Raw genomic sequence first — 19,683 nt, 5'->3', positions numbered from 1 at the left:
TTTTTAAATTTGGTACTCGACGGGACTTATTAATCAGTGCGTCAATATCACCAGACTTCACTAATTCCTGATAGCGATAAAATGTATCTCTTGAAACACCCATCACTTTGCATGCTCTGGATACATTCTGAAGCTCTTCAGCTAAATTAAGCAGACCTACTTTGTGTTTAATGATTTGATTGTTAGTATGCAACATAAGAAAGTTACCTTTGTTTGATTAAGATTTCGACACCTTTATCAAAACGGGTAACTTTCTCTTTTTCAAGAAGAATGTACGATCAAGTCTGAACTAATACAACTTACTTAGTTAATTCGTTTCATCGGTCTTCTTCTAAATCAATATTTTGGAATATTGAGCTCCCTAGTTTATCTTTTTAGAAATATGAAATGAATCGAATTGCATTTTCTTAATCCTTGGTTAGACTGAACTTACTATAAGTTTAGTATCCATACTAAGAATGATGAATCACCTTCCTAAAGTCATTGTTTTTGATGCTTTCGGTACACTTGTAAAAATTGGTACAAGCCGATCTCCATATCGCAAGTTAATGAAGTGGCTAAAAGATAATGGTAGAAAACCAAGCACCAAAGATGCAAATGTTATTATGTCTAATCCTGTTGATATTGCACAATTAGCTATGCTCTTTGGAGAAAATATTCCCCCTCAACTTTTGCACGAAATAAATGATGATCTCCTATTTGAGTTAAGTACAATTGAACTTTATAAAGATACGACATCCACATTACAAATATTAAAAGAGCATGAATTTAAAATTGCACTATGTTCTAATTTAGCCATGCCTTACGGAGAGCAACTTAAAAAGCTGCTTCCAAATGTATTTGATGCGCTTTTTTTAAGTTATGAAATTGGGGCTATAAAACCTGAAGATAATATCTATGAAGTTATTAAAAGCCATTTCAGCTGTGAAATGTCAGAAATACTATTTATTGGAGATCACCCAATTCTAGATGTTGAAAAACCCATTTCTTTAGGAATGGATGCACGTTTAATTCAACGTCATAAGAAGCAACTGCTGACGAATGTAATAGGCGATCTAATTGTAAGGTAGTGAAATCCGTCAAACGGCACATAGCTTGTCATTAGTTTGATAATCAATTCAGTATCTTAGTTCTTCTAACGAATAATAATGACATCATACTGCGACTCAACCGATGTCATTATGAGCGTAAGACGACTCAACCTGTGTCATTTTTCGATAAATGATTTTTTTAGACTTAAAATATTTAACGAGATCTTTCATATAACAGCTTTAGGTTGAACAAAATATCAATTGTATTAACATATGGATATTTGTATATACGTAATAGCATATAAATGAGTGTTAAAAATGGATCAAACGGATTTCTTTAAATGTCTTTCTGACCCAACTCGCTTGGATATCTTAAAGCTTGTTTTGGCTAAGCAGAATATGTGTGTCTGTGAACTTACTGAACGTTTGCAGCTTAGTCAGCCTAAGATTTCCAGACACCTAGCATTACTTAGAAACCTTTCGATTTTGCTAGATCAGCGACAAGGACAATGGGTCTATTACCGTCTGAACCCAAATCTTCCTGAATGGGCTAAAGCTGTACTAAATATTATCTCGAATCAAAACGAAGACATGATTAACAGCACTTCTACTGATACCTTTATCTCTATTCATTGTGATTAATAACTATGAAATTCCTTTTCTTATGTACAGGCAATAGTTGCCGCAGCATCCTCTCAGAAGTGTTATTTAATAGTCGTGCTCCTGAAGGATGGAAAGCTTATAGTGCGGGTAGTAAACCTACAGGCAAAGTCCACCCTTTAACGATTAAGACTTTGGAAAACTTAGGGCTATCTATAGAAGGCTTATCAAGCAAAACAATGGATGACTGTGAACGATACCAACCTGATGTTGTGATTACAGTATGCGATTCGGCTGCTCAAGAGTCATGTCCACTATATTTGAATGATGCAATTAAAGCTCATTGGGGATTAGCCGACCCATCACATTTAGACCTTCCTCAAGAAGAAAAACTTCAAGCATTCTTAAAGACTGTTGATCACATTAATAGACGCTTAGACGCTTTATTTGCACTTGATGTAAATCACCTTTCTCGTTCTGAACTCATCAATGAAATCAACAAGATTTCTAATATCGAGTAAGCTATGTCTAACTCAAGACTTTCATTTCTAGACCGAAACCTGACCCTATGGATTTTTATTGCCATGGCATTAGGGGTAGGCATTGGCGTGTTCTTTCCTCAAGCTTCTGTTGCACTGGATAGGTTAAGCGTGGATTCAGTGAATATTCCTATCGCAATAGGACTAATTCTGATGATGTATCCACCACTCGCTAAAGTCGATTATGCAACTTTGCCAAAAGTGTTCGAGGATAAACGCACTCTGACTTTATCCCTTGTTCAGAACTGGCTGATAGCTCCATGTCTGATGTTTATCCTGGCAATAGTTTTCTTACATTCCTATCCTGAATATATGACAGGCTTAATCTTGATTGGATTAGCTCGATGCATCGCTATGGTGTTGGTATGGAATGGATTAGCTTGTGGCGATAATCAGTACGTAGCGGCATTGGTGGCTTTTAACAGTATTTTCCAAATTTTGTTTTTTAGTACCTATGCTTGGCTTTTCCTGACCTTCTTACCGCCTTATTTTGGTGTGGAAGCACAGGTTATTGATGTGAGCTTTTGGACAATTACTCATGCTGTCCTCGTTTATCTCGGCATACCATTCCTACTTGGTTTCTTAACCCGAATGTTTTTAGTGAAGCAAAAAGGGTTGCTATGGTATCAAACTAAGTTTATTCCCAAGATCAGTCCACTTAGTCTGATTGCGCTCTTATTTACGATTGTAGCCATGTTTAGCCTTAAAGGTGGTGAAGTAGTCAATCTACCTCTAGACGTGCTTAGAATTGCAATTCCTTTAACCATCTACTTTATTGTGATGTTCTTTATTAGCTTCTTCATGAGCAAGTGGATGGGCAATGACTATCCTAAAACTACCGCTATCTCCTTTACTGCCGCAGGAAACAATTTTGAATTGGCGCTTGCTGTCGCTATTGCCACTTTTGGCCTAGCTTCGCCTGTTGCTTTCACAACAGTCATTGGGCCATTAGTAGAAGTTCCTGTATTGATCACTTTAGTTACGGTGTCTTTATGGCTGAGAAAAAAAGTTTTTAAAGAGGTATAAATCTGATGAATTTACCGAATATTGATTTAAGTCTTTTAGAAAAGCCTACTTTAGAAAAGGTTCAAGCCAAAGAGCTAGATCATCCACCAAGAATACTGCTTCTGTATGGTTCAAACCGTGATAGATCATATAGCCGTTTAGCTGTTCAAGAAGCTGGCCGAATCCTAGAGTATTTCGGTGCCGAAGTTAAAATTTTCCATCCTAAAGGTTTACCTCTCCCTGAAGATGGTGATATGGAACATCCTAAAGTGAAAGAGCTTCATGAACTCTTAGCATGGTCAGAAGGTATGGTGTGGTGCTCTCCTGAGCGTCATGGCTCAATGAGTTCCATCTTGAAAGCTCAAATTGACTGGATTCCACTTGCAGCAGGTGCAATACGTGCAACTCAAGGTAAAACCTTAGCTGTAATGCAAGTGTGTGGTGGCTCTCAATCTTTTAATGCAGTGAATCAATTGCGTATTCTAGGACGCTGGATGCGGATGATCACGATTCCAAATCAGTCCTCAGTACCCAAAGCATTCATGGAGTTTGAAGAGGATGGTCGTATGAAGCCTTCTTCTTACTACAACCGTATTGTCGATGTAATGGAAGAGTTATACAAGTTTACCCTCTTAACGAGAGGACAGGCTTCATACCTCACTGACCGCTACTCTGAACGGGTAGAAAGTGCTGAAGAATTATCTAAGCGTGTAAATCAGCGTAGTTTATAAGTATCTAGCTTATAAAAAACCGCCATTAATAATGGCGGTTTTTTTATGACAAACTATGAGTCGCATGACGTTAATCTTGAAGGTGAATCTATGTATAAAAAGAGAGGTAAAGCAGTAGAGTAATATTTAGTTTTTGTCCAAGTAAAGGGACACCTTAATTTATCAAAGAATTTATTAAAGTGTCCAACTTGAATAAGAATGGATGTTCAATTAAATGTTGATTTTGCAAACTTTAATAAGCTTTGCTATTTCATTTCATCTAACATTTCTTGAACTGTTTTTTGAGGTGAGACAAGTAATTCATGAACAGTCCTTTGATGTGCTGAATATACTAGTCTTGCCATATCGATGTAGTATTTGTAGGTGGTTTCTAAATCCTCATGTCCCATCTGATTCTTTAATGCTTCAGCAAAAGCTGCATAAAGAACCTCTGAGGAACTATCGAGAAGCTTTTCCTTAAAAAACTCAAGTGCAAACATAGTGGGCCACCAATGCCTAGCTTCATAAAATGTAATTTTTTCTCTAAAGTCTGGATAAAATTTCATTGCTCTTAATTTGGCATCATTTGAGCGTTTGGAAATCATTGTTGGCGTTATAGGTTTCCCCACTTTATTTAAAAACAAGATTGATGGTGGGCACTCAATTCCATATTTTTCTCGATATAATTTTCTTCTTTCATTGTAAAAAGGCTTGATATAAGTATTATCTAATTCTTTAAGATCTTTGATATTAATTCTGACAGTTCGAAGCTTTTTCCCTTTGCCTATTACTTCGAACCCGATGGTGGGATTATCTTTATCCATCTCAGAATATGGCATTATATGTTTATTCTCTCCATTTCCAAGGTATGGGAATTGGACAAGTTCTATAGGACGCATACCAGTGCCAAGAGACAGCTTAAACAAGGCAGAGTAGGCGGGATCAGTATAAGCATTAATCAAAGCCTTAATCTCTTGATTTGTAATAAGAGACTTTGAAGAGCTTTGTCGTCTTTCTTTATCTAGAACTTTTATATTTTTCGCATCTATAACCTGTTTAGCTGTTTGTTGAATATAATTAAGCATTCTTTGATTTTTGAAATTAGCAATCCAATTCTTATGCTCTATAGATACATTAGTGATGTATCCAGAATTATGTAACCATTTGAAATAATTTAAAATAATTTTTGCATCTTCAAGAATCGTCTTTGAAGTCGGTTTATTAGACTGTTTTTGTACTCTTTTTATTTGACGATAAATTTGCCATTTTCTGATGTCACGGTTATCAGTAAGAACATGATATTTGCTGATCTCAATATCCCGGAACTTTTCATCTGTAGATAAATATGAATAAAATTGAGCTAAGATATTTGCATACCGCTTGGATGTGTTAATTGCTCTATTTGTTTCGTAGTATAGAAATAAATTAGGATGGCTAAGTAATATTTCTTTATCACCAGGAAGTATAGCTTTTAAGACAAAATGCTGACTATCATTAAGTGTATCGACGCTTTTATATTCGATCAGTATGGACTGTATTGTTATCATTAATCCCCCTGATTTATTCGATATTGGCATACTTTATCAAAACCATCCTGTACTGAAGGTATAAATGGTTTATCAGCTGCCTGAAATTCAGAATTAGGGATATTTCTGAAAAAAAATTGACGTTGTGATTTAGTGATTGCCTCTGAATCTGAATGTGGAATGTAGATTTGTATTCCTGATTGGTTGTTTAGTTTTTTCAAGATTAATTTTAATTCTGATCTTGAGTGGATGGGAAGTCTGACAAATAAATGGAGGGTATCGGAATTAAATACATAATTTTGGACAAATTTATTAAAACTGCATAGATACCTTTCCATAAATATGATAACAACTACTTTTCTATTAACTGAAAGTTTATTCAATTTTGTTATTATGCGATTAATAGCACTATCTTTTTCATCTTCGAAAGTGTCAATATTGTCAGTATCTTTATAATTTTTAAAAATCGATTCAAAATTCTCTTCTAAGACTTCAAATTTAGCAGAGAAAGAGGGGATTGCAGAATTAGTACTTTGTATTATTTGTTGTTTACTTAATTCATTCTGTAAAGTATTGATCTTCTCTAGTAGTTTGTCGTTGTGTAAGCTTTGCTTCTGCAACTGTAATCTAATAGTATCTGCATCAAATGAAGTAAGATCATTGTTCATTAATGTAGTTGTCATATTATTTTTTATTTTAGCTATTTCTTTACTATGGACTTCTTCTAACCCATTAAGTTTATTCTGAAGTTCAACAATTTTTGATTGGTAGCTAGATAATAATTTGTCGGAAGAAATTTCCTCCTCACCCTTAATTAATTCACTAATAGGTTTTTCACCGTTCATATAGGGTTTCAAATCAGAATAATATCGATTAAATGATTGTCTAGATATATCTACAATTGTACAGATATCCTGTATTTTTAATTTAACACTAGGATTTTTTACATTTTCTTCAATGATAGCATTAACAATTTTAGATCTTGTTGTTGAACTCATAATTGTACCACTTCCATTTTTAGAGCCTTTTTAACTTTGTGATGATTCATATCTAAGGTTTCTAGATGTTTTTCATTCGCTGCAAGTTTTTTACGGATCATTGCCTCTGCTTTCTGGCCAATGTTATCAGTTGACTCTAAAACACCGTGATAGAAGTTGATGTTGTCGGAGATAGCTTTCCTCGATTTTTCAAGGACAACGCAATATTGACAATCCAATTGACAATTATTCACATCAGGAGTTAAAGAAGTTCCCAAATTGTTTTTTTCTAAAAGGCATGGAAGTAGGTCATCCTTTTCTATTTCGCCACTATAAATACAATAGGAGCCTAAAGCAGATCTGTGGATAAACCAAATCTCTCCACTAGAAAGCATGTGTGATACATAATTCATAATTTGAAGTTTAAGTTGTTTTCCAACAAATTTTTCTGGAATAGAGATCATTGTATCTGCAATTCTTTCGGCTAATTTCCCTGAATAAGACTCATCTCTAATATTGCGTACTACCTCATGAAAATCCTCAGTAAAATGTACTTCAATAGCTTCTGCAATTGCATTAACCATAAAAGGATTTCTAGCTATATATTTCAGAGTCATGGCATAGCTTTCATGTCCAAACAGCATTCGGATTAAATCGATATTTTTTTCACTTCTATTAATTAATATTTCAGCTACTGTTTTTCTAAACCGATGAGTGTGAGGACTTTCGATTCCAGTAAATTGTCTAATTTCATTCGTGATGAGCTTAATTTGTCCGCTTGTGAAATTATTTAGTACTTTTCTGCTTTTGTTTGACTGAAATAAATAACCTTCCTTATTAAAATTAGATAAGCTTTTTAAATGTTTAAAACAATCTATGCAGTTACCGATAAAATAAGGAATAGGCATTACTTCGGTTTCACCCTGATAATTTGGGTCATTGGTGGTTTTAAATCTTGTAATATTTATCCAATATTCATCATTTTTATCTTTGTAGGTATCGTCTAGCATGATTTGCCCAATTTCTCTTGCTCTCATTCCTACAGTAAGACCAACTAAGATAAACAAAGCATTCCTAACATGATCTAAAGCTATTGCATATTGATTTTTCCATGTATATACGTAGGGCTTACTATGGCTTTGAAGGCTAGTTTTTTGAAAACTTCTAATGCTAGACATTACATTTATTCCATCAATTGTAATGTTTGTAAGTCTTTCAAATTCTTCGTTTGGTGCCCATGAATAGAAAGGAGCATGGCTGGTATTTGATAAATCTAGGCCATCAATATAATCACGTACTTTTATCAATTCTGGTAATGCAATTTCGAGCCAGAATAATGAATACTCCATTAATTTTGAGAGTTCATCCTCAGAAAATGGCAGCCAAGTAGATAATGTACCTTGAAAATGATTAAGAACATCCTTAGATCGACGTTTATTATCAACAGATATTGGATTTATCTTTAGTCTGTAATTCTCCGGTATGGCTTCTTGATGAGATAATGATAACCATAATCTAATGATACGAAATAGGTCACAATAATGACTTGGAGTGTCTTGATTGTTTTTTGCTCTATCGAGTGCATCGTTTAATATAGCTGGACTAATACAATCTATATCAGAAGGGTCATCTGGAGATAAATGATTATAGTGAAAAATATAGGATAGAAAGAGGTTAAAAGTTGAATTATAAGATCTAGTGGTGGCGTAACTTCTAATGTTGCCAAATGCGCAAAAATCTGGGATTACGTAATATAACAATGCACGTTTTAAGCCATTGTATTTTGTATCTTCTTTTCTGAAGTTGATTTTTACAGGGTTGCTACCAGTGGGAAATTCAAGTAACCATACATCATCTTTATATGAAGAATAGTCAGAAATAGGAAAGTCTTGATCAGGATATTCACTTAGTTTTATAGATAGTGAAATAACTGAGCTAGATATTCTCCCTCCAGTGGTTTGTAAAACATGATTGAATTCTTCACTAGCAGCCTCAGCTTGATCCTGCAGCAACGATTCAGTGGTAAAATATTCATCAAGATCAAGCATAATCATCCTCAAAAATTACTTTCAAATCATTTAAGTTTCTAGGTAACAGAGGTGCATTTTTTCTTTGGTACCGTGCGGATTGTTTAATATGATCATCATCATTCCAGTTATCTAGAATTGACTCAATAATCAATTTTTCTTCAATCAATGTTGAATCAGGCTGATATATATCGCTCATTGAATCTTCTAGATGTTGTAGTCGTTCCATTAGATAAGGAACAGATTCTTCAAAAAGGCGAATTTGTTTGCAGAAAATACAATTTTGAATTGAATAACATTTTTTTCCCTCAGGAATCTCATTTTCTGAGCCGATCCATGTTGGTTCATATTGATTAGAACACCCCCATAAAGAATTTTTTTGTCCTGGAATATGGAAAATTTTTAATCCTAGATTTGTAGTCGCATTTTGATTAACTTGTGTTCCGATAATTCCTTTAAATTCTCGATGCCTAAGTAAAGTTACGATTTTTTCTTGTTCAATCCTTAAACGTTTTACTCTATCTTGTTTTGCTATACCAGAATTGTCGTAATATCGGTCTGTAGTATCTTTGGTCGTATGTCCTTGTATCAGTCTAATAACTGTTAAAGGAAGTTTTTTTCGTTTATTTTGCATCCACGTAATGCGAAGTCTTAAAGTAAGATCACCAATTGCTGAAATTTGCTTTCCATGTTCTTTAATTTCATGCTTGTTAATAAAATGTTTAATTGCGGTTTGAAAAGCTTTATTCTGAGATAATGAAGTATGTCTTCCTCCTTTAGAAACCCAGTCAGCCCAATATCTAAGGCATATAAATAGAGGGTTTAAATCCTCTTCTTTATGGTGCATAGGGATATAATCAAACGAATAATCCTGAAGAGGTGCTGTAATCTTTTTTGCTAATTGAATAATATTATAGATCGAATATCTATCATCTTTGTTGCTAGGAGCTATAAACTCCTTTGAACTACTGTAGGGAAGATTAGAATCTTGGCTTCTATGTTTTTCTGAAAATATAATAGACTGGTTTTCACTCAAAGTTCCACTTAATACATGCTCATAATTGTTAGGGTCAATTGATAAAATAGTCTCTTTATTCCAGCCAGTTTGAATTGCTAGCATTAAGTAGATTGCAGCTGCATCAATCATAGATGGAAAATACATTCCTAAAAAAGCATCCCAATTGTCTATTTCAGGGTGTTTAAATTTAGATTGAGCCCGAGATATACGTAATATTAATAGTTGAATAATATCCTCACACTCTCCCTTATTTATGCAAGAGTCAGCCGCATATTTGACATTAATTTCATCTAAAGTCTTATGCATTGGATAGCCGTTAACAATTAATGTTTTTAATCCTCTTGCAACATCGAAATTCCAGTGTCTTAATCCAAACCCTTGTTGTTTCCTTAGCTGTTGAATTTCTTTAGAGGTATCTATTAATTCTTTATCTCTTTCATAAATAGCTTTGAATTTATCAATCATTATAGAATTAGGCTGGTTCATTAATTCTAAAAGTTCAGGATCGATACATTTTTTTAATTTTATAGGTAGGCTTTGTACCGTAAGTTTACTAATAATTTCTTTATTGAGTATCATCTCATACCATGCGAATACACGCTCTTTAGTCATGGGTGGAGTTATGTCTAAATGAGCTTCTGATAAGGTATATGGCTCTACCTGATTAACTTTTTCAATAAAGTTTACTTTTTCGTAAAGTCGATTTATTTCTAATTTTAATGCATTAATTAAATCATTATAACAAATTTCATCTAAAGGTTCTGTTGGCTTGCTCTTGGTTTTAAAAGCAGTGACATTAGGTAATAAAGGTATTGGTATTAACATTGTATTTTGAGCAAAATCTACAATTGCTGATTTAAGCTTTGAGGGAAGCTCTAGGCTTAATTTATTTTTTTGACAATATCTTATATAGGCTCTAAAAATTTCCGAGTGTACTTTAGCAAGAGTGTCTATTTTTAGTCTGTCAGGCTGTCTCTCATTATATTTATTTATAAATTCAAAGAATGTTTCAATTGCTTGAATTAGGAGATAAGCGGATGAAGAAATTCTATCCTTAGAGTGAAAAAGGAACATTCTATGCAAATCAAAGCAAAGTTTATTATCAAGATCAAAGCCTTGAAGGTTTAAGTATCTAGCCTTTATAACATGACTAGAAGATGTTTCAACTGATCTAACCCCCCGAATATTTATATCATTCACGATTAATTTTTTCCCATTCCTTTTCAACGAGTAATTTCAAATCCATTAAGGAACCATTGTTATAAATAATAGTATCCCCGCGTTTGATTTCTATTCCTTTTTCAGAAGAGTGGTTTATAACTTTTGCAGCATTATCTCGCTGAACGTGCCATATTGTGCCGTTATGAGAACGAATAAAATCAGCTTCATTCTCAAATCGAATATCTTTGATTATTACAATATTGTTTTTGCCGTAGATGGGTATTTCTTTTGACGGAAGAACCAAAGGTCTTTTAGATCTTAAAAAGTGATAATTACTAAATTCTTTGAGGGCATGATCCTGAAGAAATTCGATCATTTCATTTGGTGTCATGTCCCAGTATTTGATTTTTTTATTCAATAATGAAGGGTTCCAGGACTCTTCTTGAGTAATTCCAAAAATAGCTTGCGCTGCTAACTTAAATGGAGCTTTAGGATCAGTGAAGTCAAGTTGTGATTTATCAGGTTCATTAGTTTTATATTGGTTGAAAGCCAAATTTGCTCTTAATAACCAATGATCCGAATTTAACTCTCTAAGCCAATCTGTTCCAACTGTTTGAAAAAACTTTCTAGGTGACCATCCCCAATGAGGGATTACTTCTTCTTTTATATTATCATGCCAAGTCTCTGCATCAGTTAACCCAAATAAAATTTGGCATCCAATTTTAAGCGGGTCAGCTAAAGCATATGTGGTTACACCTTCATGTTTTAATAACATAGAAGCTACTGTGTCTTTACCTGATCTAGCTACAGCTGCAAGTCCAATGATTTGGGTCATTTTTAATTTGATTCCTAATACCTAAGCTCAATTAATATAAAACATCTCTAAGCTAGATTCTTTTAGACTTTAAAGAAGTTCATCATTTCGGTAATACTTGTATAGTTTACATTATATAGTATTAGGATATAACTACTTTTGTTTACAAATTAATATAAAGGAATATAAGATGCCAGTTTTGCCTATCAATGTGCTGGACGTGGTCTGAATGAAAATAAATTGGCGGTTCTCAACCAGTCTTTTGTTTCTCGTATGCCAGATATTACATTATGGCTAGATGCACCGGTTGAGCTGGGAATGTCCCGTGCCCGTGAGCGTGGTGCACTAGACCGTTTTGAACAGGAAAAGGTCAGTTTTTTTGAAAAAGTGCGCGCAGGTTACACTAGATTATGGCAACAACATCCAGAACGGATTAAGCGCCTTGATGCTACACAAGCACCAGAAAAGGTACTTGAACAGGCGTTAGAACAGATTGGAAAACTGGCCTGAATTAAAGGCCAGTTTTAGAAAAGGATTGGATTAACCAAGTGCTGGTTCGACTTCCTCATTAACCAGTGGTTGACTAACTTTGAAATCTGGTGGCGTCAGGATGGTTTTTCGAAGTTCAGGCGCCAGCTCCAGATAATCCAGCGTATAGTGCAAACCACGCGATTCTTTACGTTCCATCGCGCAGCGTACAATCATCTCGGAAACCAGTACCAGATTACGCAGCTCAATCAGGTTTTTACTGACCTGATAATCTTCATAATATTCAGTGATTTCCCGCTTAAGCATCTCAATTCGATGCAATGCACGCTTGAGGCGTTTACTGGTACGGACAATACCAACGTAATTCCACATGGTCTGACGCAGTTCGTCCCAGTTTTGCAGAATTACAACATCTTCGTCTGCATCAGTAACCTGCGAGTCGTCCCATTCAGGTACAGCAGGCAAGCTAACTTCAGGGTTAAACTGGCTCTGGATATGCTGGGCTGCACTCATGCCATAAACAAAACACTCTAGCAGGGAGTTACTTGCCATTCGGTTCGCGCCATGCAGACCTGTATAGGACGTTTCCCCAATGGCATATAGGCCAGAAATATCAGTCTGGCTATGCTCATCCACAACCACACCACCGCAGGTATAATGCGCAGCTGGCACCACGGGAATCATATCTTTGGTAATATCAATACCGAGTTCAAGCAGACGGGTATATAAGGTCGGGAAGTGTTCTTTTACAAATTCAGCCGGTTTATGGGTAATGTCCAGCCACACATGACGAATCCCCAGCCGCTTGATTTCAAAATCTATGGCACGAGCCACAATGTCTCGAGGGGCCAACTCGGCACGCTCATCAAAACGCAGCATAAAACGTTCACCCTCTGGCAAACGCAGATAAGCACCTTCACCACGCATGGCTTCTGTAATCAGGAAAGAGCGGGCTTGAGGGTGATACAGACAGGTTGGATGGAACTGGTTAAATTCCATATTGGCCACACGGCAGCCAGCACGGTACGCCATGGCAATTCCGTCACCGGTTGCAATATCAGGGTTAGATGTATACAAGTAGGCTTTCATAGCTCCTCCGCAGGCCAGTGCGGTAAATGGAGCTAAAAAAGTATGGACTTTGCCAGTCTTTTCATTAAGTGCGTAAAGGCCGACGGCCCGATTTTTTTGCTCATCTATTCCTAATTTTTCGGTAGTAATCAGGTCAATTGCAATATAGTTTTCAAATATGGTCAGATTTTTCTGTTCTTGGGCACGCTGCACCAGTGTCGTTGAAATCGCTTTGCCGGTTGCATCGGCAGCATGAATAATCCGGCGCTGAGAGTGTCCGCCTTCACGGGTAAGATGCAGTTGTTCGGCATCATCCAGCGTAAACTGTACGCCATGTTTGAGCAGAAAATCGACTGAAGGTTTACCACCTTCTACAGTATGTTTAACCGCGTCCAGCTCGCATAACTGGGCGCCTGCAATCATGGTGTCATCAATATGCTGTTGAATAGAGTCAGTTTCGTCCAGAACTGCGGCTACGCCACCCTGTGCATAATATGTGCTGGCTTCTGTCAGGGGAGCTTTAGCTAAAACAGCAATGTTATAATGGTGAGGTAATGATAATGCCAGGCTTAATCCGGCTCCACCGCTACCTACAATAATGACGTCAAACTGATGAGTTGTATTTAAACTGCTCATATTCATCGGCTATTTGATAGAAATTCGATCATCAGACCGTTTTTTGCCTAAGAATGCAAGACTTAAAACGCTCAGGTTTAACCAGAATTTCCAATTAAATTTAAATTTTGTAACGTTTTGACTAAAACCTTGTTTTAAATCATTCATCAAACATATTATTAATCAAAATTAAAAAACCGTTCAGCTAAAAAATTATCATTTAACTGCAGTATGTGAGTTGTGCTTCATGAAAAATCGCTTATTACAAAAAGGAATGTACGCTGCTGTTTTTACTATGGCAGCAGTACAGACACAGGCGGCTTCTACAGTCGATTTCTCTAATCTGGTTGAGCAGGTCAGTCCGGCTGTTGTGAGTGTAAATGTTGTCAAGAAAATGACACAGGAAGAGCTGTTACAGCAGCAGGTACCGGAGTTATTACGCCGCTTTTTTGGCAATCAGGTGATTATTCCGCAACAGCAAGTACCGCAAGAAAAAACCGGCTACGGCAGTGCCTTCTTTATTAGTAAAGATGGTTATCTGCTGACCAATCATCACGTAGTTGAAAATGCCTCACGTATCAGCATCACCTTGAATGATCGTCGTGAAATTGATGCTACTGTAGTTGGAAGTGATGAACGAACCGATGTGGCTTTACTTAAAGTTAATGGCTCAAGCTTTCCAGCTCTGCGAATTGGCAATGTAGACCAGCTCAAGGTTGGTGAACCGGTGTTGGCAATTGGCTCGCCATTTGGTTTTGATTATTCTGCGTCAGCGGGAATTGTCAGTGCTAAATCCCGAAGTATGATGGGAGAAACCTCTGTACCATTCATTCAGACAGATGTTGCGCTTAATCCCGGTAATTCTGGGGGGCCACTATTTAACCAGCGTGGTGAAGTTGTAGGTGTAAATTCACGTATTTTTAGTGGAACGGGTGGCTATATGGGCCTGTCTTTTTCCATACCAATTGATGTCGCAATGGATGTCGCTGAGCAATTAAAGAGTAATGGTAAAGTAATCCGCTCTTATCTGGGGGTAATGCTGCAAGATATCGACCGTAATCTGGCAGAAGCGTATAAATTGCCTAAACCGGAAGGTTCACTTATTACCCAGGTCGCACCAAATTCTCCAGCGGCCAGAGCAGGACTAAAAGCTGGTGACATCATCTTGCAAATTAACGGGATGGCGATCTCCCGTACTTCAGATCTGTTGAATTATCTCAACCGTCAGGCTCCAAATCAGAGTATTCGCTTGCAGGTATTACGTGACGAGAAATTGAGTAATATTACTGCTACGCTTACTACGGCACCAGATAATACGCCAGCAAAAACCAATACACCTGTACAAAATAAAGGACCTGTTTTAGGTATAGCTATTCGCAATCTGACCGAGGCTGAAAGCAGGCAGTTGGGTGTTGATGGCGGAGTATATATTCAGGAAGTTATGCGAGGGGGGCTGGCAGCACAATCCCGCTTGATGCCAGAAGACATCATTACTCAAATTAATAATACGCCTGTGCGAAACAGCGATGAGTTTGTAAATGCAGTAAGTAAGCTGAAAAAGAATACGGTAGCCCGGGTTGCGCTGATCCGTCAGGGGCAACGCGCCATCTTGGGCCTGCGGATCCAGTAACAAACTATATCAACTTTTAAAGCCATCCTGCAGGATGGCTTTTTATTTAAGTACCATTAGCCGAATGATGCCTTTACACTAGATGTTTTATGTGAGTTGATGCAAGACAGGAAAAAATTGCACGTGAATACATTTTTTGATTTAAACATTCAGGTTCAGCCAGAGCATATTGATAGTTTGGGACATGTAAACAACGTCGTATATGTCGCCTGGATGCAACAGGTGGCGGAAGCACATATTGAGGCACTTGGACTGGGACTGAAACAGTATCAGGAACTTAAACATGCCATGGTCGCAGTTGAGCATCAGGTACAATACCGTAAAGCTGCATTTGAAGGGGAGGAACTGATTCTACGTACCTGGCTCTATGATATTAATGCATTGTACTCATACCGTCAGTACGCTTTTTACCGTCCACAAGACCAAACCCTGCTGTTTACCGGTCAGACCAAATGGGCATGTATCGAAATAGCAACGGGTCGCCCAAAACGTATGTCGCCCACTTTTACTCAGGCTTACCAGCCAATTTCAGCAGAGATAAACCCGATGGATTTCTCGACAATCTAAAATGGTCGATATGGTTTTTCCAGATTTTGCTGATTTACAGCTCAAAGCAAAAGCGCATGATTTATGGATACTTTAAAAATTCCATCTGTTATAATCGCTCGCAATTTCCCGAAACAGCTTTTGCTATGTACCTTAAATTTTGTACATAGCCGTATACATTTTTCAAGGTAGCCCATGGCGCAAGCTAAAAAATCTGTTGATATCAAAAACATTCGTAACTTTTCGATTATTGCGCATATTGACCATGGCAAGTCGACCCTGGCAGATCGATTCATTCAAATGTGTGGTGGATTGCAAGACCGTGAAATGCAGGCACAAGTGCTTGACTCAATGGAGCTTGAACGTGAACGCGGTATTACTATTAAAGCCGCTTCTGTAACACTTTATTATACGCATCCGAATGGTCAGGAATATCAGCTCAACTTTATTGATACCCCAGGGCACGTTGACTTTTCTTATGAAGTCTCACGGTCACTGGCAGCCTGTGAAGGTGCTCTACTGGTAGTCGATGCAGCACAGGGTGTTGAGGCACAGTCAGTTGCCAACTGTTATACCGCAATCGAACAGGGCCTTGAAGTTTTGCCAATCCTTAACAAGATTGACCTGCCACAGGCTGAGCCTGAACGCGTCATTCACGAGATTGAGGAAATTATCGGAATTGAAGCGACTCATGCACCGACTTGCTCTGCAAAAACCGGTATGGGTGTGGATAAAGTTCTGGAAACATTGGTTGAGGTTATTCCAGCGCCAGAGGGTGACCGTGATGCACCTTTACAGGCTCTGATTGTTGACTCATGGTTTGATAATTATTTGGGAGTAGTTTCCCTGGTTCGTATCAAGCAGGGGCGTGTGCGCAAAGGCGATAAAATGCTGGTGAAGTCAACAGGCCAGACTCATATTATTACCTCTGTGGGTATTTTTAATCCAAAACATACTGAAACCGGAATGCTCGAAGCAGGCGAAGTAGGTTTTATTATTGCCGGTATTAAAGATATTTTTGGCGCTCCTGTTGGTGATACCATTACTCTGGCCTCTACGCCAGAAGTAGGTACGCTGCCGGGCTTCAAAAAGGTAAAACCTCAGGTATATGCGGGTTTATTTCCGATTGACGCCAGTGATTTTGAGCCTTTCCGTGAAGCATTGCACAAGCTTCAGATTAATGACTCGGCACTATTTTTCGAACCTGAAAGTTCTGATGCGTTAGGATTCGGTTTCCGCTGCGGCTTCTTGGGAATGCTGCATATGGAAATCGTTCAGGAACGGCTGGAACGCGAATATGATCTGGACCTGATCACTTCTGCCCCTACAGTAGTTTATGAAGCATTAACTAAAGCAGGTGATACGATTTATATCGACAGCCCGTCAAAAATGCCTGATGGTTCTACTGTTGAAGATTTGCGTGAGCCAATTGCAGAATGTCATATCTTGGTGCCACAGGAATATCTGGGTAATGTGATGACGCTGTGTATTGAGCGTCGTGGCGTTCAAAAAGACATGAAATTCTTGGGTAATCAGGTCTCTATTACTTTTGAAATTCCAATGGCAGAAGTCGTCATGGACTTTTTTGACCGCTTGAAGTCCTGTTCACGTGGTTTTGCATCACTAGATTATAACTTTGTCCGTTTTGAAAGCTCCTCACTGGTAAAAGTAGATGTGCTGATTAATGGTGAGAAAGTTGATGCTCTGGCAATGATTTGCCATCGTAATGATGCGCGTCACCGTGGTATTGCTCTGGTCGAAAAAATGAAAGATCTGATTCCGCGTCAAATGTTTGATGTAGCGATTCAGGCAGCTATTGGTGCACAGATTATTGCCCGTTCTACTGTAAAAGCCATGCGTAAAAACGTCTTGGCGAAATGTTATGGTGGTGACGTGTCACGTAAGAAAAAACTTCTGTCTAAGCAGAAAGAAGGTAAGAAACGCATGAAGCAGGTGGGTAGTGTTGAAATCCCTCAGGAAGCGTTCCTTGCAGTCTTAAAAGTAGAAAGATAATAATAAGAGGTCATCTAGCTCATGGATTTTGATTTTAACTTGATCCTCGTTCCAGTCACTGTCATTTTTTTCCTGATGTGGCTGCTCGATAAACTTGTTTTCAAGCAACGCAAAACGAGGGGCCGTGGCAATGAAAATTTTATCATTACCTGGGCTTATGACTTCTGGCCAGTACTAGCCATCGTGCTTGTACTGCGCTCTTTCTTTTATGAACCTTTTAATATTCCGTCAGACTCTATGGTACCAACCTTGGAAACCGGAGATTTTATTCTGGTCAACAAGTATCAGTATGGAATGCGTCTGCCGATTATAAATAAAAAATTCATTGATATTGGTGAACCTGAACGTGGTGATGTGGTGGTATTCCGTTATCCGCCGCAACCAAGTATTAGCTATATTAAACGTGTAGTCGGCTTGCCGGGTGATCATATTGTATATGACCATGGACAGCTGAGTATTAATGGACAGCCAGTTAAAAAGGTTCCGGTTGAGTTCAGCCGTGAAAAGGATATTCAGGACACGCCAGCTTCGATCTATCATAAAGAAACTTTGGGCAAACATACTTTTACCATGCGTGAGCTTGAAGGGGTAAATGTTGCGCGTCAGGCTCCATTTATTAACTATGTTGAAAATGGAAAATACTCGGGTGAAGATGGTCTTTACTGGGAAGTCAAAGTTCCAGAAGGTCATTATTTCGCTATGGGAGATAACCGTGACCAGAGTGCAGACAGCCGCTTTTGGGGGTTTGTGCCTGAAGAAAATCTGGCCGGTCGAGCAGTTTATATCTGGATGCATAAGGAACCCGGCTTCAAGATACCAAGCTTTGCACGTAACGGTAAAATTGATTAACCATTTGGGTGGGTAATAACAATGCGTAATGCTCAGCAAGGCACTTCTTATATTACAATTCTATTTGCGATTATTGTCTTTGCAATGGTGGTAAAGGCTGTAGTAGCCATATGGCCAGCATATTGGGATAACCGTGTGATTAACAGCCAGATTGAAGAGTTATTAAAAGACAGTCCAGCAGATATAACGCCAGCAAAATTTACCCAGCAGATGGATCAGCGTTTGGACATGAACAATATTGATGACTTGCAGTTCAAAGATATTGCCCAAGTTTCAAATGATCAGGGTTTACATGTAAATATCCGCTATGAAGTGAGAAAACCTTTCTTGCTTAATATTGATTTAGTACTAAAGTTCGAGAAGAGTTTTGATCAAAGGTCACTCTAAGGTAAGTGATTTTCGCTTCCCCAGCCGTATCGGCTATCAGTTCAAGCAGCCTGAGTTATTGCAGCTTGCCCTGACCCACCGGTCGGTTAGTCACAAATATAATTATGAACGTCTGGAGTTTTTAGGCGATTCACTATTAGGCATGATTATCGCCAACTATTTGTATCATGCGTATCCTTTTGAAAATGAAGGCCGGCTGACCCGCATGCGTGCTACTCTGGTCAGGCAGGAAGCATTAGGCAAGATTGCAAACGATTTGAAACTTAGTCAGTGTTTAATATTAAGTACAGGTGAATTAAAATCGGGAGGACACCACCGTGAATCGATTCTGGCCGATACTGTAGAAGCCATTATCGGAGCAATTTATATTGACTGTGGTGAGCTCAAGATTTTACAAGACATCGTATTGAAGTGGTATGGTCCATATTTAAACAATATTGAGCCAACCGACCAGTTAAAAGACCCGAAATCCCGGTTACAGGAATATCTGCAAGCCCGTAAAAAACCTCTCCCTGTTTATGAGGTGGTCGATATTCAAGGGGATGCACCGAACCAGCATTTTAAAGTAGAGTGTTCGGTCGACAGCCTGCCTAAATTTATCGGAGAAGGGTCAAGTCGTCGCTTTGCTGAGCAAGCAGCAGCAGCGGAAATTTTAAAGTTATTGGAGCAATAGACTGC

18 protein-coding genes and 1 pseudogene are annotated in these 19,683 nt (G+C 37.9%); 12 read left to right on the top strand and 7 right to left on the bottom strand.

Features of this window, described 5'->3' with window-relative positions; genetic code table 11:
• On the bottom strand, positions 1-196 hold a 196-nt coding region (locus J502_RS09195; protein ID WP_034683890.1), incomplete at its 3' end, for a helix-turn-helix domain-containing protein.
• Between the two features lie 265 nt (positions 197-461).
• Here J502_RS09195 and J502_RS09190 point away from each other — a divergent pair.
• From J502_RS09190 to arsH, 5 genes are all read left to right on the top strand, one after another.
• On the top strand, positions 462-1,070 hold the full coding sequence (locus J502_RS09190; protein WP_034683889.1) for an HAD family hydrolase: 609 nt from the start codon (positions 462-464) through the stop codon (positions 1,068-1,070).
• A 279-nt stretch (positions 1,071-1,349) separates the two neighbouring features.
• A complete protein-coding gene (locus J502_RS09185; protein WP_034683887.1) occupies positions 1,350-1,673 on the top strand; it encodes an ArsR/SmtB family transcription factor in 324 nt (107 codons plus the stop codon).
• Between the two features lie 5 nt (positions 1,674-1,678).
• Entirely contained in the window at positions 1,679-2,152 is a 474-nt protein-coding gene (locus J502_RS09180) for an arsenate reductase ArsC (protein ID WP_034683886.1), read from the top strand.
• A 3-nt stretch (positions 2,153-2,155) separates the two neighbouring features.
• Positions 2,156-3,196: an ACR3 family arsenite efflux transporter gene (arsB, locus tag J502_RS09175; protein WP_034683884.1), complete on the top strand. Its 1,041-nt coding sequence runs from the start codon at positions 2,156-2,158 to the stop codon at positions 3,194-3,196.
• A gap of 5 nt (positions 3,197-3,201) precedes the next feature.
• On the top strand, positions 3,202-3,906 hold the full coding sequence (gene arsH, locus J502_RS09170; RefSeq protein WP_034683883.1) for an arsenical resistance protein ArsH: 705 nt from the start codon (positions 3,202-3,204) through the stop codon (positions 3,904-3,906).
• Positions 3,907-4,151: 245 nt separating this feature from the next.
• On the opposite strand, the gene J502_RS09165 is transcribed toward arsH, so the two are convergent.
• The 5 genes from J502_RS09165 to J502_RS09145 are packed head-to-tail and all read right to left on the bottom strand — an operon-like array spanning position 4,152 to position 11,429.
• The gene (locus tag J502_RS09165; protein ID WP_034683881.1) at positions 4,152-5,432 is read right to left on the bottom strand and encodes a tyrosine-type recombinase/integrase; all 1,281 of its coding nucleotides are present in this window, start codon (positions 5,430-5,432) and stop codon (positions 4,152-4,154) included.
• Positions 5,432-6,409 carry a hypothetical protein gene (locus J502_RS09160; RefSeq protein WP_005252319.1) on the bottom strand — a complete coding sequence of 326 codons (978 nt, stop codon included), beginning with the start codon at positions 6,407-6,409 and terminating at the stop codon, positions 5,432-5,434. The genes J502_RS09165 and J502_RS09160 overlap by 1 nt, the downstream gene beginning before the upstream one ends.
• The gene (locus tag J502_RS09155) at positions 6,406-8,436 is read right to left on the bottom strand and encodes a tyrosine-type recombinase/integrase (protein ID WP_034683878.1); all 2,031 of its coding nucleotides are present in this window, start codon (positions 8,434-8,436) and stop codon (positions 6,406-6,408) included. The genes J502_RS09160 and J502_RS09155 overlap by 4 nt, the downstream gene beginning before the upstream one ends.
• Positions 8,429-10,633: a hypothetical protein gene (locus J502_RS09150; RefSeq protein WP_034683876.1), complete on the bottom strand. Its 2,205-nt coding sequence runs from the start codon at positions 10,631-10,633 to the stop codon at positions 8,429-8,431. The genes J502_RS09155 and J502_RS09150 overlap by 8 nt, the downstream gene beginning before the upstream one ends.
• Positions 10,626-11,429 (bottom strand): deoxynucleotide monophosphate kinase family protein, encoded by an 804-nt coding sequence (locus J502_RS09145; RefSeq protein WP_052026687.1) that lies wholly within the window; start codon positions 11,427-11,429, stop codon positions 10,626-10,628. Before J502_RS09145 ends, J502_RS09150 begins: the two co-directional genes overlap by 8 nt.
• A gap of 168 nt (positions 11,430-11,597) precedes the next feature.
• Here J502_RS09145 and J502_RS09140 point away from each other — a divergent pair.
• Positions 11,598-11,918: pseudogene (locus J502_RS09140) on the top strand (dTMP kinase); the annotation flags it as partial.
• Between the two features lie 30 nt (positions 11,919-11,948).
• Here J502_RS09140 and nadB read toward each other — a convergent pair.
• Complete coding sequence (gene nadB, locus J502_RS09135; protein WP_005405373.1) at positions 11,949-13,607, bottom strand: L-aspartate oxidase; 1,659 nt, start codon at positions 13,605-13,607, stop codon at positions 11,949-11,951.
• Positions 13,608-13,827: 220 nt separating this feature from the next.
• Between nadB and J502_RS09130 the strand changes: the two genes are divergently transcribed.
• From J502_RS09130 to rnc, 6 genes are all read left to right on the top strand, one after another.
• Positions 13,828-15,210 carry a Do family serine endopeptidase gene (locus tag J502_RS09130; protein ID WP_005019360.1) on the top strand — a complete coding sequence of 461 codons (1,383 nt, stop codon included), beginning with the start codon at positions 13,828-13,830 and terminating at the stop codon, positions 15,208-15,210.
• Between the two features lie 123 nt (positions 15,211-15,333).
• Positions 15,334-15,777, top strand: a complete 444-nt coding sequence (locus J502_RS09125; protein WP_005019361.1) for an acyl-CoA thioesterase — start codon at positions 15,334-15,336, stop codon at positions 15,775-15,777.
• Between the two features lie 174 nt (positions 15,778-15,951).
• Positions 15,952-17,769, top strand: coding sequence for a translation elongation factor 4 (gene lepA / locus J502_RS09120; protein ID WP_005019363.1), 1,818 nt, complete (start codon positions 15,952-15,954; stop codon positions 17,767-17,769).
• Between the two features lie 21 nt (positions 17,770-17,790).
• Complete coding sequence (gene lepB / locus J502_RS09115) at positions 17,791-18,618, top strand: signal peptidase I (protein ID WP_034683874.1); 828 nt, start codon at positions 17,791-17,793, stop codon at positions 18,616-18,618.
• 21 nt (positions 18,619-18,639) lie between these two features.
• Positions 18,640-19,005 (top strand): DUF4845 domain-containing protein, encoded by a 366-nt coding sequence (locus tag J502_RS09110; RefSeq protein WP_005019368.1) that lies wholly within the window; start codon positions 18,640-18,642, stop codon positions 19,003-19,005.
• On the top strand, positions 18,986-19,678 hold the full coding sequence (rnc, locus tag J502_RS09105; protein WP_034670408.1) for a ribonuclease III: 693 nt from the start codon (positions 18,986-18,988) through the stop codon (positions 19,676-19,678). Before J502_RS09110 ends, rnc begins: the two co-directional genes overlap by 20 nt.
• Positions 19,679-19,683 lie beyond the last annotated feature (5 nt).

Origin of the sequence: Acinetobacter sp. 1294596, assembly GCF_000582925.1 — a bacterium.
Lineage (GTDB): Bacteria > Pseudomonadota > Gammaproteobacteria > Pseudomonadales > Moraxellaceae > Acinetobacter > Acinetobacter radioresistens.
Note: the sequence above shows the minus strand (reverse complement) of the source record. Positions and strands in the feature narration are given on the sequence as shown.